The sequence below is a fragment of the Defluviimonas sp. SAOS-178_SWC genome, from assembly GCF_039830135.1.
Taxonomy (GTDB): Bacteria; Pseudomonadota; Alphaproteobacteria; order Rhodobacterales; family Rhodobacteraceae; genus Albidovulum.
Genome location: NZ_CP156081.1, coordinates 2,867,665 through 2,885,047 on the forward strand (window position 1 = coordinate 2,867,665; position 17,383 = coordinate 2,885,047).

Genomic DNA, 17,383 nt, shown 5'->3' on the forward strand with positions numbered 1-17,383 from the left:
CCCTAGCCGCGCGCCTTCTGGAACGGGGTCGGATCCCAGTAGCAGGCGAAGCCGTCGCCGTCCGGGTCGAGGTTCTTCGGATCGCGCTTCGGCCCGCCCGACTTCAGGAACGCCTGCTGCGCGGCCTCGGGTGTGGCGTAGCGGGCGCAGGCCTTCTGCGAATTCGACAGCGAGATCTTGGAGCGCGGATAGACCGCCTCACCGATCCGGTTGGGCGCGCTCAGCGCGTACTGGACCAGATCGACGGCCCCGCTCGACTCGTCGGTGCGCTGCGGCAGTTCGGTCGGCTGGACCTGCTGATATTGCGCCCGGTTCTGGGCGATGCGGGCCTTGTCGGATTCGATCGTCTCGCGCGAGGCGACGGCGCTGAAATCCTGCTCGTCCGAGATGCCGGTATGGTTGACCGGAGCGGCCGGGGCATCGGTCGCCGACGGCGGGTAGTAGGCCGTGCCTTCGGTTACTTGAGGATTCGCCGGCGGGATGTTCGCAGGCAAGGTTCCCGTCGTGCCGAACTGCCCGGACCCGATCCCGGCCTGGGCGAGGTCCGACGCCGTCGGGGCGCCGTACGCGGAGTCCGTGGGCGCCGCGGCCGTTGCCGGGAACGGCACGACCGGATTCTGCACCGGCGCCTGCACGACCTGAGAGGGGGCGGCGATGCGCGCTTGCGCTTCTGCATAGCGGCGCGCCTGATAGTCGGAATAGCTCTCGAACCCGACACCGCCGACGCGGCTGTCCGGTATCGGCGGCTGACAGCCGGCCACAAGAAGAAGCGCCAGTCCTGGCAACAGAAGTCGCATCGCGATGTCCCCGATCCCCATTCTGAACGGGCCCATTACCACCATTTCGACGGCTTGGAAACAAATCCTGCCGCGCGTTCCAGCACATAGGCGTGATTCAGCAGATCGCCTTCCTCCCACGGCCGACCGATAAGCTGAAGCCCCAGGGGCAGCCCCTGACGGTCAAGCCCGGCCGGAACCGCGACACCCGGAAGACCGGCGAGGTTGACCGTCACGGTGAAGACGTCGTTGAGATACATGGCAATCGGATCGGCATTCGCCATCTCGCCCAGCCCGAAGGCGGCGGACGGGGTTGCGGGCGTCAGGATCGCGTCGATGCCGTCCGCGAAGACGTCCTCGAAGTCCTTCTTGATCAGGGCGCGGATCTTGCGGGCACGGTTGTAATAGGCGTCGTAGAACCCGGCGCTGAGCACATAGGTGCCGATCATCACCCGGCGCTGGACCTCGTGGCCGAAGCCCTCGGCGCGGGTCTTTTCGTACATCTCGGTGATGCCGTCGCCTTGCCCGAGTTTCGCCCGGTGGCCATAGCGCACCCCGTCATAGCGCGCGAGATTCGACGACGCCTCGGCCGGCGCCACGACGTAATAGGCGGGCAACGCGTATTTCGTGTGCGGAAGCGAGATGTCCTCGATCTCGGCGCCCGCGTCCTTCAGCATCGCGGTGCCGTCGGCCCAAAGCTTTTCAATCTCGTCCGGCATCCCGTCCATGCGGTATTCGCGCGGGATGCCGATCTTCTTGCCGCGAATGTCACCGGTCAGCGCCGCTTCGAAATCCGGCACCGGGATGTCGGCGCTGGTGGAATCCTTCGGATCGTGCCCGCACATCGCGCCCAGCATGATCGCCGCGTCGCGCACGTCCTTGGTCATCGGCCCGGCCTGATCGAGGGAGGAGGCGAAGGCCACGATCCCCCAGCGCGAGCAGCGCCCATAGGTCGGCTTGATCCCGGTGATGCCGGTGAAAGCGGCGGGCTGGCGGATCGACCCGCCGGTATCGGTGCCGGTCGCCGCGAGGCAGAGATCCGCCGCGACCGCTGCCGCCGATCCGCCGGACGATCCGCCGGGCGTGAGCGGGGCTTCGTCATTGCCGCGCCGCCAGGGGTTGACGACATTGCCGTAGCACGAGGTCTCGTTCGACGAGCCCATGGCGAACTCGTCCATGTTGAGCTTGCCGAGCATGACCGCCCCGGCATCGGCCAGTTGCTGGCTGACGGTGGATTCGTATTCGGGCCGGAAGTTCTTCAGGATGTTCGACGCCGCCTGCGAAGGCACGCCCCGGGTGCAGAAGAGGTCCTTGATCCCGACCGGGATGCCGCACATCGACGGCGCCTCGCCCGCCTTCAGCCGCTTGTCGGCCGCCAGCGCACGTTCATGGGCGATCTCGGGTGTCTTGTGGACGAAGGCGTTCAGGACATCCGCCGCCTCGATGGCCGACAGGCAGGCCTCGGTCAGCTCGGCAGACGTCACCTCGCCCTTGCGGAGCGCGTCACGCGCGGCGGCGATCGTCAGTTTGTTCAGTTCAGTCATTCGACCACCTTCGGAACCGCGAAGAACCCTTCCCGCGCGTCGGGCGCGTTCGACAGGATCTGTTTCTGGATATTGCCGTCCGTCACGACGTCCTGCCGGCGCTTCAGCCGCATCGGCGTGACCGAGGTCATCGGCTCCACGCCGTCCACGTCCACCTCGTTTAACTGCTCCATGAATGCGAGCACGGCGGAGAGTTCGCCGGCCAGCGCCGGCAGGTCCTCTTCCTTCACGGCGATCCGCGCCAGATGCGCGACCTTCCGCGCGGTGTCGGTATCGATGGACATGGCTCTACCCGTTATCGCGATTTCCCGCCCCGTTTAACTTCGCCGGGCCTGGCCTGCAAGCCGGTCCCATGCCCCAGCCCGCAGCAGACGCGCAACGGAATCCACCGCGCGGCGCGCACCCCTGCCGCAGCCGTTCGCTTCCCGGTTGCCTCGACCCTGCCGCCGATCTAGCCTGTTTTCCTGCCCGGCAACCATCGGAGGACCCCATGAAGATCACCTGGCTCGGCCATTCCGGCTTTCGCATCGAGATCGAGGGCGCGGTGCTCCTTGTCGATCCCTGGCTGACCGGCAATCCGATGTTCCCCGCCGAACGCCGCGCCGAAGCCGTCGCCGGCGCCACCCATATCCTGATCACGCACGGGCACGGCGACCATACCGGCGACGCCGTCGGGATCGCCAGGGACGCGAATATCCCGGTCGTCGGAATCTATGACCTCGTCAGCCATTGGGAGGCCGCCGAGGGCATCACGGGCATCGGCTTCAACAAGGGCGGCACCGTCGATCTCGGCGGCGCGGCGGTGACGATGGTCAACGCCTGCCACTCCTCCTCGATGGCGGGCAAGACCGGGCCGATCTATCTCGGCCACGAGGCGGGCTTCATGATCACCGGCGAAGGCCACACGATCTATCTGACGGGCGACACCGCGATCATGGCCGATATGGGCTGGATGGGCGAATATTTCGCCCCCGACATCGGCATCCTCTGCGCCGGCGGGCATTTCACGATGGACATGAAGCAGGCGGCCTGGGCGGCGAAGAAGTTCTTCGATTTCAAGACCGTGATCCCGTGCCACTACCGGACCTTCCCGCTCCTCGCGCAGTCGGCGGACGAGTTGCAGGCGGGCCTGCCAGGCGTTCGCGTGATCGAGCCCGAGGTCCTCGAACCGATCACGATCTGACCTCCGCGCCGGCGTTCGGGCAGGGTTTCCCCTGCCCGCCCGGGCTTACAGATCCCAGTATTTCCGGCTCTCCGGCCGCGGCACAAGGCCGATATCCCGGCGGATGCGGTCAGAGAGGTCGGCGTCGTACCGCCGGGGCGGCGGACGCCGCCGGGCGATCAGCGCCGCAAGGGCCAATGCCACGCGGACAAGCCCATGCTCGGCCACGAGCGCCTGCAGGGCGATCGCGGGTTGCGGGATTTCGGGACTCACTTGTGCATTCATCATCTCACACAGCCGGCCGCCTATTCGGCGCGCAGGCTCCTCATGGTCGAATTGGGGACGGGGCTCCAAAGACCGGAAGACACTTTTCCCGGCATCTGGAAACGGCGGTTGGGGTGGTCTGGGTGGAAGGGGCCCGGCGCTATCGCGGCCGGGTCGGGATCAGCAGTTGATGCCGGTGCCCGTGCCGCGCCATGCGGTCAGTCCTTCGATGACGCCAACACCACGGCGGAGTACGACGAGATCATATCTGTTCATCTGACGCCTCCTTCTTCTGGTGCTGCGACGGGCGAAACATACACCGGAATGCGCTGGTACAAAGCACTAGATTGTACCCATCGCTCAGAGCGGATTGTACGTGTCGCAAGGGACACAATCGGGGTGATGATCGAAGAGCCAAGGCGGCGGACTTGTCCGGGATTTTACCGTCAGCCGGTCGGGTGCGGCACGGGCCCGGCGCGGTTTACCCCCGCCGGTCGCGAAAGAACGCGGCAAGCAGCTCCGCCGATTCCCGCGCGCCGATCCCGTCATAGACCTCCGGAACGTGATGGCATTGCGGATGGGAAAACACCCGCGCGCCATGCGCAACCCCACCGGATTTCGGATCCTCGGCGCCGTAATAAAGGCGACCGATCCGCGCGAAGGAGATCGCCGCAGCGCACATCGGGCAGGGTTCGAGCGTGACATAGAGATCATGGCCCGGCAGCCGCTCTGACCCCGCAGTCCCGCACGCGGCCCGCAAGGCGAGGATCTCGGCATGCGCGGTCGGATCGTTGAGCTCCCGCGTCCGGTTGCCGGCCCGGGCGACGATACCGCCATCCGGCGCCACGACGACCGCGCCCACCGGCACCTCGCCCCGCTTCCCCGCCGCCCGCGCCTCTTCCAGCGCCAGAGCCATATGGCTTTGAAATCCGCTCATGCCTCCTGATGCCCCGGCCCGCGCCCGCACGCAAGCGCTTCCCCCCCGGCGCGTTTGACGGTATGAGCCTCGCTTCAGATCAGTCCCGGGGGCCGAAGATGGCGGAAGAGAAGACAGGCGGCGACCGCATCGCCAAGGTGATGGCCCGCGCGGGCGTCGCCTCGCGCCGCGACGCCGAGAAGATGATCGTAGAGGGCCGGGTGGCGGTGAACGGCGTGACGGTGAAAAGCCCCGCTCTCGACGTCCTGCCGTCCGACAAGGTGACGCTGGACGGCAAGCCCATCGACGCCCCGCAGCCGGCGCGGCTCTGGCTTTACTACAAGCCCCTCGGCCTCGTGACCTCGGCCAAGGACGAAAAGGGCCGCCAGACCGTCTTCGACACCATGCCCGCCGACATGCCGCGGGTGATGAGCGTCGGCCGGCTCGACCTCAATTCCGAAGGGCTGCTTCTTCTGACCAATGACGGCGCGCTGAAGCGGCGGCTGGAACTGCCGTCGACCGGCTGGCTCAGGAAGTACCGGGTCCGGGTCAACGGCCGCCCGAACGACGCGACCTTCGACCCCCTGCGGCGCGGCGTGATCATCGAGGGCGAGGAGTTCCAGCCGATGGAGGTCACGCTCGATGTGCAGAAGGGCGCCAACGCCTGGCTGACGGTCGGGCTGCGCGAGGGCAAGAACCGCGAGGTCCGCCGGGCGATGGCCGAGGTCGGGCTGATCGTGAACCGGCTGATCCGGGTCAGCTACGGCCCCTTCCGGCTCAACACGATGAAACCGGGCGACGTGGTCGAGGTGAAGCAGAAGGTGCTGCGCGACCAGCTTGGCGACCGTCCCGCGCAGGACGATGACAAACCGGCGGCCCGCCGCGACGGGGATCGCAAGCCGCGCATGACGCGCGACGGCAAGCCCGCCAAACCGCGCGCCCCGCGCGAGGGCTCCGACGCACCACGCGACCGCAAGGCGTTCAAACCGCGCGGGGACCGCCCGACGGACGACCGCAAGCCCCGGGAGGGCGGCAAGCCGTTCCGACCGCGCGCGGCAGCGGCTGCCGGCGGGCCCGGCGACCGGACGGAAAGCGACCGGCCACGCAAGGCGCGCCCCCCGCGCGACGGCGATCGCCCGTTCAAACCCCGCCAGGTTCGGGACGGCGATGCACCTGCGCAAGAGAGGGGCGAACGCCCCTTCAAGCCGCGTCCCCCACGCGACGGTGACTCGCTAACCGGCAACCGGCCTTACAAACAGCGGTCTCCACGCGGCGACGACGCGCCGGCGCGCGGCAAGGGCGACAGGCCCTACAAGGCCCGGCCGCCGCGTGAGGACGCCACCGCGCCGCGCGGCGAGCGCCCGCAAAAGCCGCGTCCCCCGCGCGACGGTGACGCGGGGCGGCAGGACCGGGGCGGGCCGCGGGGCAAGGGCGGCTCTGGCGGCAAGCCCTTCGCAGGCAAGCCGTCGCCATCCAGATCCGGCCCCGGCGGCCCGCGCAAGGGCGGCGACCGTCCATCCGGCGGTCCGCGCCGGGGTGGACCCGGCCCGAAGAAGTGACCGCGGAACCGGCGCCTCACGTCGCGTAAACCGCGAAATCCCGCCGTTCGACGGGAGGATGCCCCCTCTCGGGGCTTGGCCATTCCCGCGCGCCGTGCCAGTCTGCGGATCGTGGCCGTAGGGGGTACGGATGACGGAATCCGGGTTGCAGCGTATCGCCTTCAATCTGTTGCTGGCGCTGACGCTTTATGTCGCCCTCACCGGGGGCGGATGATGGCCGAGCGCTTCAGCGGCAAATACAGCCCCTCCCCGTCCGGCGCGGACCCGGCCCCGCGACCGCAGGGGGCGAGCCGCGCCGAAAAGCGCACCGGCTGGCTCTTCCTCGTTGCCCTGCCCTTCGCGGTCAAGGCGTTCTTTCAGGACCCCGCCGGACTGACCCGCAACCTCGCCGCCTTCGCCGTTCTGGTGCTCGCCGCCTGGCTGACGCGTGAAGGCATTCGCGCCGCCGAAGCCTATGCCGCCCGCAGTACCGCGCGGCGTCCGGCGCTGCCGCGCAAGATGATCGGGTCGATCCTGACCGCGCTCGGCCTTGGGATCGGCGCAGCATCGGGGGGCGAGATGGCCGCACTTCTTCTCGGGCTGACCGGGGCGGCCCTGCATCTTTATGCCTTCGGTCCCGACCCGACGCGCGACAAGGGCATGGAGGGGATCGACACATTCCAGCAGGACCGCGTCGGCCGCATCGTCGCCGAGGGCGAGGCCTACCTGAAAGAGATGCGCGCCGCCGCCGACCGTGCCGGCGACCGCCAGATCACCGCCCGCGTCGACCGTTTCGCCATCACCGCACGCACGCTCTTCCGCACGGTCGAGGAGGATCCCCGCGACCTCACCGCCGCTCGGCGCTATCTTGGCGTCTACCTGATGGGCGCGCGCGATGCGACGATCAAGTTTGCGGACCTCTGGACCAAGACCCGCGATGCCGGCGCAAGGGCGGACTACGAGGCGCTTCTCGACGATCTCGAGACCAATTTCGCCCAACGCACGACCGCCCTTCTGACCGACAACCGCAGCGACCTCGACATCGAGATCGGCGTCCTGCGCGATCGGCTGAAGCGCGAGGGCGTGCGGCTGGACCCCTATCCCCCGAAGAGTGGAGAGTAATATGTCCAATATCCGCGAAGACGCTGCCAAGGCCCTTGCCGCCGTCGAGGAAGTGACGGCCGTGATCCTGCCCGAACCGGCGAGCGAGGTCGTTCCCCTGCAGGACGCGCCGAAACCGCTTGCCGCCGAGATCCGCAAACGCATCGCCGAACTCGACATGACGGATACCGGATCCATCGTGAATTTCGGCTCGGCCGCGCAGGGAGAGTTGCAGCAGATCAGCCAGGCGATGCTCGCCGACGTGCGCAACAAGGATGTGGGCCCGGCGGGCGACAGCTTGCGCGATATCGTGACGACGATCCGGGGGTTTTCGGTCTCCGAACTCGATGTGCGGCGGAAACTCTCCTGGTGGGAACGGCTTCTGGGGCGCACCGCGCCCTTCGCAAAGTTCCTTGCGCGGTTCGAAAGCGTGCAGGGCCAGATCGACAAGATTACCGGCGACCTGCTGACGCACGAGCATAAATTGCTGAAGGATATCAAATCCCTCGACGTGCTTTATGAGAAGACGCTGAACTTCTACGACGAACTCGCGCTTTACATCGCGGCGGGCGAGGCGAAGATCGCGGACCTGGATGCGACCGGGATTCCGGCGAAGGAAGCCGCCGTCGAGAAGGCGCCCGAGGCCGACAAGGTGATGGCGGCGCAGGAGCTGCGCGACCTGCGATCCGCCCGCGACGATCTGGAGCGGCGGGTGCATGACCTCAAGCTCACAAGGCAGGTGACGATGCAGTCGTTGCCCTCGATCCGGCTGGTGCAGGAAAACGACAAGAGCCTTGTGACCAAGATCAATTCGACGCTGGTCAACACCGTGCCGCTTTGGGAAACCCAGCTTGCGCAGGCCGTGACGATCCAGCGGTCAGCCGAGGCGGCCGGCGCGGTTCGCGAGGCCAACGACCTGACCAACGAGCTTCTGACCGCGAACGCGAAGAACCTTCGCCAAGCCAATGAAATCGTTCGAACCGAGATGGAGCGTGGCGTATTCGACATCGAGGCGGTGAAGGCCGCCAATGCCGAGCTGATCGGCACCATCGAAGACAGCCTGCGCATCGCCGACGAGGGCAAGCGCAAGCGCGCCGCGGCCGAGGCCGACCTGAAGAAGATGGAGGCCGACCTGCGCGATACGCTCGCCGCCGCCAGGGCACGGGCGACCGGCACGGGCGCCAACCTCGGGACCAGCGTCTGAGATCATGCGCGCCAGCCTTCTCCCCCGGCTTTTCCTTATCCCCGTCCTGCTGGCGGCACTGGCCGGCTGCGACACGACGGCGGGCTTCGGATCGGGGTCCGCCAGTCAGTTCCCCCGCGACGTGGCGCCGCCGGAGCCGGTCGTGACCGAACCCTCTGCCGCGACCCGCGCGGCGCGGGATTATTATGCCAGGGTCGAAGCCAATTACTTCGCCCAGGACCTTCTGCGGGCCGATGGCGGCGGCAGCGACACGCCGTTCACCGCGCGGGATCTGGCCGAGAACTTCATCCGGATCGCCTTCTACGACGAATTCGCCGAACGCGACGGGCAACTCATCCAGCAGTCGGTGGAGAACCGCCTGCACCGCTGGCAGGAGCCGATCCGGCTCGACGTCGAATTCGGCTCCTCCATCCCCGCCGATCAGCGCGCCCGCGACCGGGCCGAGATCGCGGCCTATGTCATGCGGCTCTCCTCGCTCACCGGCCTGCCGATGCGGATGAGCGGCTGGCGCCCCAATCACTCGGTGTTGATCCTCAATTCCGACGAACGCAAGACCGCCGCCGCCCGCATCGCGGCCCTCGCGCCCGCAACCGGCGCGGCGGCGATCCGCTCGGTGACGGATATGGCGCCGGAGACGTACTGCACCGTCTTTTCCTTCACCCCCGGCCGAACGGCGACCTATACCCGCGCGATCACCGTGATCCGGGGGGAGTTGCCCGAGCGGATGCGCCTGGCCTGCATCCACGAGGAACTGGCGCAAAGCCTCGGCCTCGTGGCCGATTACCCCCGTGCGCGCCCCTCGATCTTCAACGACAACGAAGAATTCGCGCTGCTGACACGGCAGGACGAGATGATGCTGAAGATGCTCTACGATCCGCGGCTCCGGCCCGGCATGACGCTGAATGAGGCGCGCCCGATCGTCGAGGTGATGGCGGCAGAGTTGGCGGGCGGCGAGAGCTGACCGAAACAGGAGGTTGATATGGGTATTCTCGATTTTCTGACGGGCGAGTTCATCGACGTCATTCACTGGGTGGACGACACCCGCGACACCATGGTCTGGCGGTTCGAGCGCGAGGGCCACGCGATCAAGTACGGCGCCAAGCTGACGGTGCGCGAGGGTCAGGCAGCGGTCTTCGTGCACGAGGGGCAGATCGCCGATGTCTTCTCTCCCGGTCTCTACCTTCTGGAGACCAACAACATGCCGATCCTGACGACGCTCCAGCATTGGGATCACGGCTTCCAGTCGCCGTTCAAGTCCGAGATCTATTTCGTCAACACGACGCGCTTCACCGATCAGAAATGGGGCACCAAGAACCCGATCATCGCCCGTGACCCGGAATTCGGGCCGGTGCGCCTCAGGGCCTACGGGACTTACGTCATGCGGGTTTCCGACCCGGCGAAGTTTCTCTCTCAAATCGTTGGCACGGATGGAGAATTCACTGCTGATGAGATCAGCTTCCAGATCCGCAACATCATCGTGCAGGAGTTTTCGCGGGTCATCGCCTCGTCCGGGATCCCGGTCCTCGACATGGCGGCGAACACCGCCGACCTTGGCAAGATCGTCGCCAAGGCGATCACGCCCGCCATCGCGGCCTATGGGCTGGAGATTCCGGAATTCTACATCGAAAACATCAGCTTGCCAGACGCCGTTGAAGCGGCGCTCGACAAGCGGACCTCGATGGGGATCGTCGGCGACCTGAATCGCTACATGCAGTATTCCGCCGCCGAGGCGATGGGCCGGGGCGAAGGCACGGCCGGGGCCACGATGGGCGCCGGCGTCGGCGCCGGGATCGGCATGGCGATGGGCGCGCAGATTGGGCCCTGGGGGGCGGCGCCACAGGCGGCCCCGTCGGCGGTACCACCCCCGCCCCCGCCGCCACCGGTCGAAAAGGTCTGGCATCTCGCGCGGTCGGGCACCGTTGACGGTCCTTATGGCCGCGGGCATCTCGGGCGACTCGTCACCGATGGCAGCTTCACCCGCGAGACGCTGGTCTGGGCGCCGGGTCAGGACGGGTGGAAGCCCGCCGGCGACATCGACGAACTGGCGCAGCTGTTCACCGTGATGCCGCCTCCGCCGCCACCGGCCGGCTGAGCCACACGCCATGCAGGCCCCGACCCAAGCTCCGGCGGAGGAACACCGCTTCCCCTGCCCGCAATGCGGCGCCGACTTGCGCTTCGCGCCCGGAGAGGGCCGGCTGATCTGCGATCATTGCGGGCACGAGGAGCCGGTCAGCGCCTCGGGGCGCACCCACCAGCCGATCCCCGAAACCGATTTCCGCCGGGGTGTCGAGGCTGCACTTCCCGATAGCGAGATCGAGGTCGCGCGCTACTCGAAATGCCCCAATTGCGGCGCCGAGGTGGAATTCGACCCCGCCGTCCACGCCGCCGAATGTCCGTTCTGCGCCACGCCGGTCGTCGCCGATACCGGCGAGGGACGGCACATCAAGCCGAAAGGCCTCGCCCCGTTCGTCCTGACCGAGCCCGAGGCGCGGAAGGCGATGACGAACTGGCTCGGCTCCTTGTGGCTCGCGCCTTCGGGTCTGGCGGACTATGCCCGCAAGGGCCGCGCGATGCAGGGCATCTACGTGCCGTACTGGACCTTCGACGCCGACACCGCCTCCGCCTATCGGGGCCTGCGCGGCACCGTCTATTACGTGACCGAACAGGTCCGCGTCCGCGATCCGAAAGGCGGGGTCCGCACGGAAAGGCGCCAGGTCCCGAAGATCCGCTGGACGCCGGTCGCGGGCCGCGTCGCGCGGTTTTTCGACGATGTGCTGGTGCTCGCCTCGCGGTCGCTGCCTCAGGGCTACACCGAGGCGCTTCTGCCGTGGGATCTTTCGCGGCTGGAACCCTACCGACCGGAATTCCTCGCCGGGTTTCGGGCCGAAGGCTACACGGTCAGCCTCGAAGACGGCATGTCGAATGCCCGCGCCCAGATGGACCGCATGATCGAACGCGACGTGCGTTTCGACATCGGCGGCGACCGGCAGGAGATTCAGTCCATCGAGACAAGGGTTTCGGACGTGACCTTCAAGCACATCCTGCTCCCGGTCTGGAGCGCCGCCTACCGATACCGGGGCAAGAGCTACCGGTTCGTCGTCAACGGACAGACCGGGAAGGTCAAGGGCGAGCGGCCCTGGTCGCCGGCCAAGATCGCCATCGCGGTGATCCTTGGACTTATCCTCGCGATCGTGGCGTTCTTCCTCCTGCAATATGCCGACCAACAGGGATATATCGACCTGCAGAGCTATTGAGCCGGCGGGCCGCGCCGAACCCGGAGCGCATGTCCGGGTCGGCCCGCAGTGCGCGTTGCCGGATCAGCTCTTGCCGATCGGCACCTTCCGGGACTTCGCGACTTCCGGGGCGGCCCGGGCGACGGTCAGCGTCAGAACCCCGTCCTTGAGGTCTGCGCTGATCTTGCTCTGATCGGCATCCGCGGGCAGCCGGAAACTGCGGCTGAAGCTGCCATACTGACGCTCGCTGAAATACCAGGTGTCGCCCTTCTCCTCGCGCTCCTCCTTTTTCTCGCCCCTCACCGTGACCATACCTTCATCGACAGTCACATCGATGTCCTTCTCTTCGACGCCCGGAAGCTCGATGGCGATGCGGTAGGCCTTGCCGTCCGAGGAGGCCTCCGAGGCCGGGGCGAGCCATTCGCTGAGACGGGTGCCGAAGTTGCGGAAAGGCTCGTAGAACGACGGCCAGAACGTGCTGGCGGGGGTTTCTCTACCATTGGAATCTCCAGTTCCATGCTATTTGAGGGAACGGGCGGACCATGCCATCCTTGGGGCCCTGCCGCGTTGACGCGCGTCAAGGCTCTTGATCGTTGCGACGACGACGAGGCTCGGGTAAGGGAATGCCGTTTACGCTAACATGAAGGGCCGACCGATGATCCTGAGCTGCGGCGAAGCGCTGATCGACATGCTGCCGAGGCAGAGCGCGGATGGCGAGGACGCCTTCGCGCCCTATGCCGGTGGCGCGGTCTTCAATACCGCGATCGCGCTCGGGCGGCTCGGCGCGCCTTCCGGGTTTCTCTCCGGCATCTCGACCGACCTTTTCGGCGAGGTGCTGATCGCCGCGCTCGATGCGTCGGGCGTCGACACCGCCCTGACGATCCGCTCGGCGCGGCCGACTACGATGGCCTTCGTCAAGCTCACCGACGGGCAGGCGAGCTACGCCTTCTACGACGAGAACACCGCCGGGCGGATGATCACACCGGACGATCTTCCGGCCCTGCCCGGCACCGTTGAGGCCCTCTTCTTCGGCGGCATCAGCCTCATGGTGGAGCCGGGTGGCGCCACCTACGAGGCGCTGATGGAGCGCGAGGCGGGATCGGGCCGGGTGATGATGATCGACCCCAATATCCGCCCCTCCTTCATCTCGGACGAGGCCGCCTACAGGGCGCGGATCGCGCGGATGATCGGCCTTGCCGACATCGTCAAGCTGTCGGACGAGGATCTGCGCTGGCTCGAAGGCAGCCACGGCATCGCCGCCGGGGCCAGCGCCATCCTCGCGAAAGGGCCGAAGATCGTCTTCGTGACCGAAGGCGCGGCCGGCGCGCATGCCTTCACGGCGGCGCATTCCGTCTTCGTGCCCGCCCGCAAGGTCGACGTCGTCGATACCGTAGGCGCCGGCGATACGTTCAACGCGGGCGTTCTCGCGGCCCTACACAAGGCCGGCCTTCTGACGAGGGCAGGTGTCGCGGCGCCCTCCGAAGAGGCGTTGCGGGCCGCCCTCACCCTCGGCACCCGCGCGGCGGCCATCACCGTGTCGCGCGCCGGTGCCAATCCGCCCTGGGCGGAGGAGATTGCCTGATGCGGGCGCTGGTGCAACGGGTCCGGCAAGCGAAGGTCACGGTCGCCGGGCGGGTCACGGGCGAGATCGGCGAGGGGTTGATGATCCTCGTCTGCGCGATGGCGGGGGATACCGACGCGAAAGCGGCGCAGCTTGCCCAGAAGATCGCGAAGCTCCGCATCTTCCGCGATGCCGATGACAAGATGAACCGCTCGATCCTCGATACCGGCGGCGCGGCGCTTGTCGTCAGCCAGTTCACCCTTGCCGCCGACACGTCGCGCGGGAACCGGCCGGGCTTTTCGACCGCCGCACCGCCCGAGGAGGGCGAACGGCTCTACATGCGCTTTTCGGACGATCTGCGGGCGCTGGGCATCCAGGTCGAGAATGGGGAGTTCGGCGCCGATATGGACGTGGCGCTCGTCAATCAGGGGCCGGTGACGATCTGGCTCGACGTGTGACTTGGGGACGGCCGGCGATCAGCCCTGGGGCGTCATCGCCTTGCGCTGACGGTTGCGTTCGAGGCCGAGGCGGCTCTCACGCCAGATGATCAGGATCCCGGCACACACGACCAGCGCCGCGCCACCGATGACCGTCCAGGTCGGCACCTCGCCGAACACCGCATATCCGACGGCGATCGCCAGCAGCATCGAGGCATAATCGAACGGGGCCACGACCGACGCATCGGCATGGCGGTAGGACGAGGTCAGAAGAACCTGCCCCACCCCACCCAGAAGACCCGCTGTCACGAGCATTGCCGCACTCGTCGGGTCGGGCCATGCCCAGCCGAAGGGCAACGTCACCAACGACAGGAGGGCCGAGTTTACCGAGAAATAGAAAACGATCGCCGTCGTCTTCTCCTCCATCACCAGCCGGCGCACGAAGACTTGGGCGAGCGCCGCGAAGACCGCTCCCACAAGAACGACGATTGCGCCCAGCGCCTCCTCGGCCCCGATCTGTCCCGACGAAAGCGCCGTGAGGCGCGGCGAGAGCACGATCAGGACCCCGACCATGCCAAGCGCCACTGCGAAGATGCGGAAGCCGCGGACCTGCTCCCCAAGAAACATCGCCGCAAAGACGACGACGAGAAGCGGGGCCGCATAGCCGATCGCCGTCACCTCCGGCAACGGCAGCAAGCCGAGGCCGGCAAAGCCGAAGCCCATGGCCGCCGTGCCGACAAGTCCGCGCCAGAAATGGCCGAGGGGGTTGGAGGTCACGAGGCCCGTGCGCAGCGCCCTCGTTGCGATCAGCCAGATCACGATCACCGGGATCGCGAAGGCCGACCGGAAGAACACCGCCTCCCCCGGCGGCACCGCGTCGGAGGCAGCCTTGATCAGGCTCGCCATGGCCATGAAGACCGCGACCGAACAGAGCTTCAGTACAATGCCGCGCAGAGGATTCATGCTTGGTCCTTCCCGGAGCGAGAAAGGCGGAAACGCGCGGCCGCTTCAAGCGGAAAGCGCTCCGGGAGGAACCCGGCCGACGCTTTTCCCGCAAAGCGGCGCCAGAGCGGGGAACACGGATAGTCGCCCACCGCTCTCCGCCTGTTCTGGTCCGGGCGCCCGCGACGGGCCGGGCCCGAACCTACTCCGGCTTCACCCGCGCCGCCGTCTTGTTCGCGAACGCCTCAAGCCGCCCGCGCGATGCCGGTTGGGTGTTGACGATCCCGGCGACGACCGCCTCGGCATAGGCCGCGTCGAGCGCGGACATGTTCTGCATGTGGCTGATCGCCGAACAGATCGCGAAGTTCGACAGCGGCGGATTCTGCGCGGCCGCGCGCGCGAGTTCCATCGCCTTTGCCTCGCTGTCCTCGACGAGATACTGGCAGAGCCCGACCGAGACCGCCTCCTCGCCCTTGTAGATGCGGCCGGTCAGCATCATGTCTATCATCCGCGCCTTGCCGACGAGGTCGGCGACCCGGATCGTCGCGCCGCCGCCGGTGAAGAGGCCGCGCTGCCCTTCGGGCAAGGCGAAATAGGTCGACGCATCGGCCACGCGGATATGGGCGGCCGAGGCGAGTTCCAGCCCGCCACCGACGACCGCGCCCTTGAGCGCAGCGATGATCGGCACGCCCGAATATTCCATCTTGTTGAAGGCTTCGTGCCAGCGCAGGCACACATGCATGAAATCCGCCGCCGAGCGGTCTTCCTTGAAATGCTCGACAAGATCGAGGCCGGCGCAGAAATGCTCGCCCTCGGCACGCAGCAGCACCGCCCGCACGCCAGACCTAGGCAGGGCGGAGAAGAGCGTCACCAACTCCTCCACCGTCACCGCGTCGAGGGCGTTGCGTTTGGCGGCGCGGTCAAGCGTCACGGTGGCGATGCCGTCGGCATCCACCGCGACGGCAAGGTTATGAAGCGGCAACTCGTCGATCGAGGTCATGTCGGTCCTTCGTCTTGTCTCCGGGCCGAAGATGGCAGAGGGCGGGCGGCTTTGCCACACCCCGCGCCTCCCGATCTGCGATGACACGGCGTCACGGCACCGTGACCGGCCCGATCCTTCCCGCGTCCCGCAACCGGCGCGTCAGAGGCCCTTGGACCGGTAGCTCTTCGCCACCCGGTCGATCGCGACGATATAGGCGGCCATCCGCAGATCGGTCACGTCCTGGCGGCCGTTCCACATCTGGCTGATCGATTGGTAGGCGCCGCGCATCGTGTCGTCGAGACCGGAGCGCACCAGTTCCAGCTCGCCCGCGCCCTGAAGGTATTGCTGCTTGAAACCCGGCGAAAGCGTCCAGCCGAGTCCCTTGTCCGCAGACAGCCGTTCAAGCTCGTCGATCAGAAGCTGGTGGCGCGCCTCTTCCTGGCGACGCTGCATGCGGCCGAACCGAATATGGCTGAGGTTCTTGACCCATTCGAAATAGGACACCGTGACACCGCCCGCATTGGCGTAAAGATCCGGAATGATCACCGTGCCGCGCATCCGCAGGATCTCGTCCGCGCCGGCGGTGATCGGACCATTCGCGGCCTCGATGATCAGCGGCGCCTTGATGTTGCCGGCGTTGGACTGGTTGATCACGCCCTCCATCGCCGCCGGGATGAGGATGTCGCATTCCTCTTCGAGAAGCTTCGCGCCATCCTTGACGAAGGTCCCTTCCGGGCAGCCCTCGACGCCGCCCTTCTCGGCCAGCCAGTCGCGCACCGCCTGCACGTTCAAGCCCTCGGCGTTGAAAAGCCCCCCGTCGCGTTCGATGATCCCGGTGACACGCAGACCGTCCTCGCCGCGAAGGAACAGGGCCGCATGGTAGCCCACGTTGCCGAGGCCCTGGACGATCGCCCGCTTGCCGTCGAGGCTGCCCGTGAGCCCAGCCTTGGCCATGTCGTGAGGATGGCGGAAGAATTCGCGCAAGGCATACTGGATGCCGCGCCCCGTGGCCTCGACCCGGCCGGAAATACCGCCGGCGTTCAGGGGCTTGCCGGTGACGCAGGCGGCGCCATTGATGTCGGTCGTGTTCATCCGCTTGTACTGGTCGACGATCCAGGCCATCTCGCGCTCCCCCGTGCCCATGTCCGGGGCCGGCACGTTCTGGGCCGGGTTGATGAGGTCACGCTTGATGAGCTCATAGGCGAAACGCCGGGTGATCAGTTCCATCTCGTGCTCGTCCCACTCGCGCGGGTCGATGCAGAGCCCGCCCTTCGAGCCGCCGAAGGGCGTTTCCACGAGCGCGCATTTGTAGGTCATGAGCGCGGCGAGCGCCTCCACCTCGTCCTGATTGACCGATGTCGCGAAACGGATGCCGCCCTTGACGGGTTCCATATGTTCGGAATGGACCGAGCGGTAGCCGGTAAAGGTATGAATCCCGCCCCGCAGCCGCACGCCGAAGCGGACGGTATAGGTCGAGTTGCAAACGCGGATCTTCTCCTCCAGCCCCGGCGACAGGTCCATCACCGCGACGGCGCGGTTGAACATGAGATCGACGGATTGTCGGAAACTGGGTTCGCCGTTGACAGCCATTCGTTCCTCCCTGACCGGCTCCCGGCCGCTTCGGGCCATATCGCGCGCCGCCGCAAATCCATGCGTTCTTGCGAAGCTGGCGTGCAAGCTACTCAGCCTTGGTTACCAGAGCGCAAAGGAAACACAAGCTGCA

At 67.1% G+C, this 17,383-nt stretch carries 18 protein-coding genes; 9 read left to right on the top strand and 9 right to left on the bottom strand.

The window, feature by feature from the left end:
- Positions 1-2: 2 nt before the first annotated feature.
- Genes V5734_RS14790 through gatC form a run of 3 tightly spaced genes read right to left on the bottom strand, consistent with a single transcriptional unit; the run spans position 3 to position 2,604 of the window.
- Positions 3-797 carry a hypothetical protein gene (locus V5734_RS14790; protein ID WP_347310408.1) on the bottom strand — a complete coding sequence of 265 codons (795 nt, stop codon included), beginning with the start codon at positions 795-797 and terminating at the stop codon, positions 3-5.
- Positions 798-832: 35 nt separating this feature from the next.
- A complete protein-coding gene (gene gatA / locus V5734_RS14795) occupies positions 833-2,320 on the bottom strand; it encodes an Asp-tRNA(Asn)/Glu-tRNA(Gln) amidotransferase subunit GatA (protein ID WP_347310409.1) in 1,488 nt (495 codons plus the stop codon).
- Positions 2,317-2,604 (bottom strand): Asp-tRNA(Asn)/Glu-tRNA(Gln) amidotransferase subunit GatC, encoded by a 288-nt coding sequence (gene gatC, locus V5734_RS14800; protein WP_347310410.1) that lies wholly within the window; start codon positions 2,602-2,604, stop codon positions 2,317-2,319. The genes gatA and gatC overlap by 4 nt, the downstream gene beginning before the upstream one ends.
- 206 nt (positions 2,605-2,810) lie before the next feature.
- On the opposite strand from gatC, the gene V5734_RS14805 reads away from it, so the two are divergent.
- Entirely contained in the window at positions 2,811-3,503 is a 693-nt protein-coding gene (locus tag V5734_RS14805) for a metal-dependent hydrolase (protein ID WP_347310411.1), read from the top strand.
- 45 nt (positions 3,504-3,548) lie between these two features.
- Here the strand turns inward: V5734_RS14805 and V5734_RS14810 are convergent, their stop codons facing one another.
- Positions 3,549-3,755: a hypothetical protein gene (locus V5734_RS14810; RefSeq protein WP_347310412.1), complete on the bottom strand. Its 207-nt coding sequence runs from the start codon at positions 3,753-3,755 to the stop codon at positions 3,549-3,551.
- A 472-nt stretch (positions 3,756-4,227) separates the two neighbouring features.
- Positions 4,228-4,683, bottom strand: a complete 456-nt coding sequence (locus V5734_RS14815; protein ID WP_347310413.1) for a nucleoside deaminase — start codon at positions 4,681-4,683, stop codon at positions 4,228-4,230.
- A 98-nt stretch (positions 4,684-4,781) separates the two neighbouring features.
- Between V5734_RS14815 and V5734_RS14820 the strand changes: the two genes are divergently transcribed.
- The 6 genes from V5734_RS14820 (at position 4,782) to V5734_RS14845 (ending at position 11,759) form a co-directional block, all read left to right on the top strand.
- On the top strand, positions 4,782-6,221 hold the full coding sequence (locus V5734_RS14820; RefSeq protein ID WP_347310414.1) for a pseudouridine synthase: 1,440 nt from the start codon (positions 4,782-4,784) through the stop codon (positions 6,219-6,221).
- A gap of 213 nt (positions 6,222-6,434) precedes the next feature.
- On the top strand, positions 6,435-7,322 hold the full coding sequence (locus V5734_RS14825) for a 5-bromo-4-chloroindolyl phosphate hydrolysis family protein (protein ID WP_347310415.1): 888 nt from the start codon (positions 6,435-6,437) through the stop codon (positions 7,320-7,322).
- Between the two features lies 1 nt (position 7,323).
- Positions 7,324-8,505 (top strand): toxic anion resistance protein, encoded by a 1,182-nt coding sequence (locus V5734_RS14830; RefSeq protein WP_347310416.1) that lies wholly within the window; start codon positions 7,324-7,326, stop codon positions 8,503-8,505.
- A gap of 4 nt (positions 8,506-8,509) precedes the next feature.
- Positions 8,510-9,466 carry a DUF2927 domain-containing protein gene (locus tag V5734_RS14835; RefSeq protein WP_347310417.1) on the top strand — a complete coding sequence of 319 codons (957 nt, stop codon included), beginning with the start codon at positions 8,510-8,512 and terminating at the stop codon, positions 9,464-9,466.
- Between the two features lie 18 nt (positions 9,467-9,484).
- Entirely contained in the window at positions 9,485-10,597 is a 1,113-nt protein-coding gene (locus V5734_RS14840; protein WP_347310418.1) for an SPFH domain-containing protein, read from the top strand.
- Positions 10,598-10,607: 10 nt separating this feature from the next.
- Positions 10,608-11,759, top strand: coding sequence for a TFIIB-type zinc finger domain-containing protein (locus tag V5734_RS14845; protein WP_347310419.1), 1,152 nt, complete (start codon positions 10,608-10,610; stop codon positions 11,757-11,759).
- Positions 11,760-11,822: 63 nt separating this feature from the next.
- Here V5734_RS14845 and V5734_RS14850 read toward each other — a convergent pair whose 3' ends face one another.
- Complete coding sequence (locus tag V5734_RS14850; RefSeq protein ID WP_347313643.1) at positions 11,823-12,110, bottom strand: Hsp20/alpha crystallin family protein; 288 nt, start codon at positions 12,108-12,110, stop codon at positions 11,823-11,825.
- 283 nt (positions 12,111-12,393) lie between these two features.
- Between V5734_RS14850 and V5734_RS14855 the strand changes: the two genes are divergently transcribed.
- A complete protein-coding gene (locus tag V5734_RS14855; RefSeq protein WP_347310420.1) occupies positions 12,394-13,320 on the top strand; it encodes a carbohydrate kinase family protein in 927 nt (308 codons plus the stop codon).
- Entirely contained in the window at positions 13,320-13,757 is a 438-nt protein-coding gene (dtd, locus tag V5734_RS14860; RefSeq protein ID WP_347310421.1) for a D-aminoacyl-tRNA deacylase, read from the top strand. Before V5734_RS14855 ends, dtd begins: the two co-directional genes overlap by 1 nt.
- A gap of 18 nt (positions 13,758-13,775) precedes the next feature.
- On the opposite strand, the gene V5734_RS14865 is transcribed toward dtd, so the two are convergent.
- The 3 genes from V5734_RS14865 to V5734_RS14875 form a co-directional block, all read right to left on the bottom strand.
- The gene (locus tag V5734_RS14865; protein WP_347310422.1) at positions 13,776-14,699 is read right to left on the bottom strand and encodes a DMT family transporter; all 924 of its coding nucleotides are present in this window, start codon (positions 14,697-14,699) and stop codon (positions 13,776-13,778) included.
- Between the two features lie 181 nt (positions 14,700-14,880).
- Positions 14,881-15,678 carry a crotonase/enoyl-CoA hydratase family protein gene (locus V5734_RS14870; protein WP_347310423.1) on the bottom strand — a complete coding sequence of 266 codons (798 nt, stop codon included), beginning with the start codon at positions 15,676-15,678 and terminating at the stop codon, positions 14,881-14,883.
- A gap of 141 nt (positions 15,679-15,819) precedes the next feature.
- On the bottom strand, positions 15,820-17,250 hold the full coding sequence (locus V5734_RS14875) for a Glu/Leu/Phe/Val family dehydrogenase (RefSeq protein ID WP_347310424.1): 1,431 nt from the start codon (positions 17,248-17,250) through the stop codon (positions 15,820-15,822).
- Between the last annotated feature and the right edge of the window lie 133 nt (positions 17,251-17,383).